Here is a 5,800-nt window from a genome sequence, read left to right as displayed (position 1 = left end):
CACGATGCGCTCGGCGGTATGACGCCCGCCGAGTACCGTTACCACTACGCCAGAAGCTCTACTTCTGAAATGTCCACTTGACGGGGGAGCTTACGGTTCGACGGGATGATTTGTGTCCATTCAAGAGATTTCGAATGACGCACATCGCTAACGACGCGCCTGCGATTCTCATGAGGTCGGCGTGTCGCTTGGCCAGCTCGGGTTCCAGAGGTAGATGCGACTCGTTGATGAGCCAAAAGGTTACAGACGGATGCACGCTTGTCGTATCATCGCAGCAGATCATGATCAACTCCTTGAAAGTTGGTTGTGATTTAGCGGGTCGTGTGGGTTACCGCCCATGCGATCCGCGCTTTTTTACCGCGTTACTGCCATGGTCACCGGCGTGGTCAGCAGATTGAGATGGCGCCGGTGACCATCTGACCTTAGCAGGTGGCATTGATCGTGCGAAGTAGGCATTTGCCGACTTAGTGCGTGCGCGATGGCTCAATAAATAAAGCAATCCTCACGAGGTGCCAGGCGTACTGCGTGAAACTCCTTAGGAGGAGACAAAATCATGTTTATCTTTAGCCAGCCGAACGCACCGTCGCAAAGTGACACCGTCATAGTCGCGCAGGCATCACAGGTGAATCACGGCGCACGACGCGAGCACATTCTTGGCATTTGCCAAGCCATTCCGAGTTTTCAGAAGACGCCACCAACCATTAACGAACAAGGAGAATATGTACTTTCTTTTCCGGCGGCCGGATCAGATTACTTCCAAATGTATGAAAACAAAGTCTTGCCAGATACCGGCACGGCCACTGTGCAATCTCAGCCCAAGCACGGAATTCTGGAAGACGACGGAGGTGGAAACTATACCTACCTACCCAATCCCGGGTATCTGGGCGAGGATGGGGCAACATTTCTTGTTGACCTAAATAGCCAGAAAGTAAAGGTCATCTATTTTTTTCACGTCATAGAAGGCCATGCCGACATGAATTCGGATCGTTTTCAATCGCTCTGCAAGGACGGGGGCATGTGGCAAATCTCCGCCCTATCTGCCAGTAAAAAACAAATACGGAGATAAAAAAATAGGGCAACAGTAGTTGAATTCTATCGCTCAAGATTGAGGGCTAAACGGGGGAAATCCTGACCCGCTTTGATGCCAACGTCGAGGTTCCTAGCTGGATTACTGGGTTAGCGTTGAAGCTCTTTTATGACCGGAGTTGGGGCGCGCGTTTGCATCAGCGGTATGGCCCGCTTCTCCCTCATCCTAGTTCTTCCTGCCCAATACATGGCATCCGGTCGCCCTTATCGTGATTAGGGAGCGTTATCGCGGGTAACGGGGTGCGCAGCATGCTGGAAAGGTCCCTGCGGCCTAGGATGAATACGCGCTTGGCGTGGCTCATCTCCCGGAATCCTTCGATAGCTGCCGAGGTCTCGAAGAGATTCGATTCGAGCGAATCGAGGACATTCGTCAAATGACTTTTCGAACGGGAAGGTCGCAATGCCGTAGGGTGCAAGCGCTGGACATCCCAGGCGAATGATGGCGGCCTCGCTGAGATCAAATTCGTTCAAATTTTGGATGTGCCAAATTTAAACACTCCTATTTCCTCCTCACTCCTCTGCCGGGATCGTCGCTCGCGCCTTCTTTGTGCTCGAAGTGGTACTCGCCGAAGTTAAATGGTTGCTGCTCGAATCAACCGTCGAACTCGCATTGTCCTCCGTTCGCGTCTGCCGCTTCCCTGTGGCCAATGAGGGTCCCACGGTCGGCGAACTCGCCGTCCCCGCAGCATGGCTCGATGAGGAGGCCGACAAAGTCGAGGCGCTGCTATCTGTCGGCAGGGGATTAATGAGGCTGCCGCTCGCCGGATTCATCGGCACTGCGGCGCCACTCAAAGAGGGATCCGCCATGGCTGCAGCCGCCCTCGCCCTAGCCTTCGTGCTAGCCCTCGTCGTCATCCTTTTGGAGCTGCTCATCCCTGACTCTTGTTGATGCTTTGCCGAAGCATTGGCTTGTGCCCTAGCCATCGCCACTATCTCCGCGGCCCAGCTCGAAGCGGCCCAGCTCGAAGAGGTAGTTGCAATAGTTGGGGCGATGCTGCTCGACGTGTTTGCCGGCAGAAAAGTATGGTTCGCAAGAGGAGACGGCAACGTTGTGAGGCTGTTGCTCAACACACTCGTCGGCAGCGTGGCATTGCTCAATAGGGAACTGCCCGATGAGTGAGTCAAGCTCGGCGCGGCATAGCTCGAAGATGAAGTCGCAAGAGTTGGGGCGCTGCTGCTCGATGCGTTTGCCGGCAGCGAATTATAGCTCGCAGGAGGAGACGGCAACGTTGTGAGGCTGTTGCTCAACACACTCGTCGGCAGCGTGGCATTGCTCAATAGGGAACTGTCCGATGAGTGAGTCACGCTCGGCGCACTCTCGGTGACCGCAGCGCTGCTCGAATTGGAAACCCGCACATTGTTTTGAGTTGCGTTGAGAGGAGCTCTGCAGATCGCATTCGCACCTTCTTTTCCTAAGCCTGTCGCTGTACTCGAGCCAGAATATCCTGAAAATTTGGCAAGCAAACTTGCTTGCAAATCGGTTAGGGTCGCATTCGCTACTAAGTGTTCTTCCGGATATTCCGAGCCATCTTCCATCCTGCCTGACAACCAGATCGGCTCATACAAGCGGAGCTCTTTTTCCGTGGGGGATGGCCGGTTCGTGCTCGTATTGGTATTGTTGGCCTTGCTCAACACCCGCCCGTTGCGAAAGTCGTTGGAACCGCCGTGGTCCTTGGGAACGATGTGGTCAATCTCAGGTTCGATCTTGGTGACTTCTTTGCGATTGATCAGCATAGCGCCGGAAGAATCGTCAGTGGGTCGGGGCTCCGAGACATTAATAGTAGATTGAGATGGGGGGGGGCCGTTAAAATTGTTGAGGTAGATTAGTTCTTTTTGGCTTTCGTTGAAATTTTTGTCGGATTGCGGAATTCCATCGTTCGGCGCGCCCAAGATGTTGGTACGGCGGCGAAATGCGGCCGGGTCTGTCGGCACATAGCCCACTCTGATTCTTTGAATGGCGGCTTGTGAAGAGCTTGCTGGGCTTGACTCAAGTGTCGCCGTTAGCCGCGACCCGCTCATCCGCTGGAGCGCCTTCGCTCCCATGGTGTCAGCCTCTCGCTCCAACCTCTCGTCATCGTTGACATGGGCTCCGGCCATCTGCATCGTCGGTTGCACACGCCCTTGCCGTTGCTGAACTACATGCCAGGCCTCATGCGGCAGGTGACGTTCCTGCCCAGGACCCAGATGAATGTTGTTGCCTTGTGCATAGGCCAAGGCGTTCAACTGCGAAGGCTTGTCGGAATTGCGATGCACGCGGACGTCGGACATATCCATCCCGGAGAGCGCCTCGATGCCAGCCTTGAGCTGATGAGGCATGCCGGTCTCGTTCGCCATCGCGCCCGGATCCACGGCTGGCGCCTGTTGTGCCACAGGCGCGGCGCGGGCTTGCATCGACTCATGCTTTTCCGGGGCATCGGCTTTAAGTTGAAACGCGCTTCCAAAGGTTGACTGCAATGCCCGTCGCTGCGCCAGCATGCGCGGCGATTGGTTGATGTCCGCTTGCAGGGCGCCGTGCCGAGCTACGGTCATGCCTTGAGCGGACGAACCGGCTTCCCGCTCGCCTGACACGGCGGCCGATTGAAGTTGGGTGGAGTTTGTACTGGGATCGTGGGTTTTCATGGAAGCGTTCCGAGATCACAGGCCGGTTCGTCTGAGCCTCCGGTGATAGGTTATTGCTGGCTCGGCCAGCTGCTGGCTGTCGCAGCCTGGCGGGCGGCTGCACAAAATCTCACCGGCTGGTGATCACGGTGTTGCTCGTCCGCTCCAGGCTTTTACTATAGGGACGACCTACGCCATGTGCCATCGGCATAATGCTGAGTTAGCCATGCCAAATGTCTGAGTTGAAAGGCGTGCCGAGAACTCGCCGACGATACCGTGATCCGGCGTCATAGGGCCGGGCGATTAGGGACTGTTATCGGGGTACGTTACGGAGCCCTTTTGTCGTGCAAGGCCCAGTTAGGACAGCCTGTACTCTCTCGAAACCGGCCCTCGCTAGAGAAACCCTCCCGATATGACATCGCAACTACCGCGCGGGTGTTGCTAAGACGGCGCCATTTCACCTTCGGCGAATTTTCTCAAAAGATCCATAGCTTCCGAACGTGACATATCTTTTGGTATCTGAGGATCTAGAGCTTTTTCTAAGCGTACAGTTGTAACGGTTGCCGTACCGATATGCGCAAGCAAGCCCATAACGGCTCGCTTGAACTTTGCTCGCGCGTCCATTTCGACCGACTTCCCTGCAAAGGAGAGGGCCTTACACCTCTGACTTATTGCGGGATCCTCGAATGAAATGGGTCCTGCAACATGGCCAAAATCGTTTCGAACTTTACGAATAAGCTGTAGGTCGCGCCAAGCGCTTTTTGAGAGGCAGCCGATCAGATAGCTAAAATCTATACGAGAAGCGAACGATCCGAGTGGCCCCGCGTGGTCGAAAGCACTCTCGCTTACCTTTTTATCTTCAACCAAACGCCTCTTGAGAAGAGTCGTTAGTTTTTGATCCAAAAAAGATCCCGCCATGAGCGCCGCCCCGCGATCCGTCTCGGAGTTGAGCAATGAACGAAAATTAAAGACTTCCTCAGCCATCGCCCTCACTTCTTCATCGGCAATGAGAGAGAAAGCCTTAGCCTTAAATGCCTTCAGCGCTTCTTCCATGTTCGACATGTCAGTAGATCCAGTCTCTGTGCTCATAGAGAGTGCCTTCGCGGTAAATGATCGCAAAATGGCAGAATAAGCTCCCGCTCACAACCGACTGAGCTAGTTGTGTTCATGGTGGAGCGGATACGGCTTCCCGGTTGTCTTTTCAAAGATGTCCGCGACGAGAGAATAAACCTCCGAACCATCAGGCACCTGATATGTAGCCATTTCCGGAAGCCTTTCCAGATCCTTGAGTTCGAACACGATTAGCGAAAGCAAGCCCATCACAGATCGTCGAAACTTTGAGCCCGGTGAAGCCGCTGCTTTAACGGAATGGAATGTAAGCTGGCCGCAATGCTCTGCTACGCTCGCATCATCAAATGTAATCGGCCCTGCAACATGTGCGAAATCGTTACGAATCTTTCGGATGAGATGAAGATCGTTGCGAGCGTTGGCAGGTATGGCGCCAAGAAGAAAACAGAAATTGATTCGAGATGAAAAAGTTCCCAGGGGTCCTTTCACGTCAAGGGCCTCTTTAACAGTCTTGGCGTCGTCAACTAACCTCAATCTCAAAAGCTCAGCGAGCTTGTTGTCTAAGTACGCCGCTGCCATTAATGCGGCTCCGCGATCGGACTCCAAGCCTATAGAATCCCTAAAACTATAAATTTCCAGAATTTGGTCTCGCACGTCATCGTCTGGCAATTGCGCCAGCAAGTTTGACTTTAGATCTTGAATCGCCTTGGACAGGCGAGCGTATTCGTCTTCTGTGATTTGCTGGGCTGAAGTCATTGGTGCCTCGTCAATTTTCTAAAAAATTGCCTGCAATCGGAACTCATGTGGCGACTAGCTTCTGCCTTGCGAGAATCCGTAATACCGGGAGAGATCGATTCGCTTCTGTGTGGATGTTTGCCGTGCCCCGCCCGCCGAATGGCTTATCACCCTTCCGACGTTGCCCCGCTTTTCAGTAGCTGAGCGAATTGGAGTCCATGTAATGACCCAGCGGTTTCTGCACAGGTCAGGCCGCTAAAGCATAGGCCTCGTCGGGTGTTTTCATGCCGAGCGCCTGGTGAGGGCGCCGATG

Annotated in this window: 4 protein-coding genes; 1 reads left to right on the top strand and 3 read right to left on the bottom strand. The window is 54.2% G+C overall.

The features are described 5' to 3' along the window. Positions 1–553 precede the first annotated feature (553 nt). Positions 554–1,066, top strand: coding sequence for an Ig-like domain-containing protein (locus tag EKH80_RS23480; protein WP_126687227.1), 513 nt, complete (start codon positions 554–556; stop codon positions 1,064–1,066). 530 nt (positions 1,067–1,596) lie between these two features. On the opposite strand, the gene EKH80_RS23470 is transcribed toward EKH80_RS23480, so the two are convergent. From EKH80_RS23470 to EKH80_RS23460, 3 genes are all read right to left on the bottom strand, one after another. Then, on the bottom strand, positions 1,597–3,705 hold the full coding sequence (locus EKH80_RS23470; protein ID WP_230473908.1) for an eCIS core domain-containing protein: 2,109 nt from the start codon (positions 3,703–3,705) through the stop codon (positions 1,597–1,599). Positions 3,706–4,125: 420 nt separating this feature from the next. Continuing rightward, the gene (locus EKH80_RS23465) at positions 4,126–4,746 is read right to left on the bottom strand and encodes an MltR family transcriptional regulator (RefSeq protein ID WP_158628938.1); all 621 of its coding nucleotides are present in this window, start codon (positions 4,744–4,746) and stop codon (positions 4,126–4,128) included. A gap of 93 nt (positions 4,747–4,839) precedes the next feature. Next, a complete protein-coding gene (locus EKH80_RS23460) occupies positions 4,840–5,508 on the bottom strand; it encodes a DUF4145 domain-containing protein (protein WP_126687224.1) in 669 nt (222 codons plus the stop codon). Positions 5,509–5,800: the final 292 nt, after the last annotated feature.

It is taken from the genome of Dyella choica, assembly GCF_003977665.1.
Lineage (GTDB): Bacteria > Pseudomonadota > Gammaproteobacteria > Xanthomonadales > Rhodanobacteraceae > Dyella_B > Dyella_B choica.
The sequence above is the reverse complement of the archived record's forward strand: the minus strand, read 5'-3'. Positions and strand labels throughout refer to the sequence as shown.

Excerpts from the sequence above, each read along its gene's own strand:
- EKH80_RS23460 (WP_126687224.1), bottom strand. The coding sequence starts at position 5,508 with ATGACTTCAGCCCAGCAAATCACAGAAGACGAATACGCTCGCCTGTCC.
- EKH80_RS23465 (WP_158628938.1), bottom strand. The coding sequence starts at position 4,746 with ATGTCGAACATGGAAGAAGCGCTGAAGGCATTTAAGGCTAAGGCTTTC.
- EKH80_RS23470 (WP_230473908.1), bottom strand. The coding sequence starts at position 3,705 with ATGAAAACCCACGATCCCAGTACAAACTCCACCCAACTTCAATCGGCC.
- EKH80_RS23480 (WP_126687227.1), top strand. The coding sequence starts at position 554 with ATGTTTATCTTTAGCCAGCCGAACGCACCGTCGCAAAGTGACACCGTC.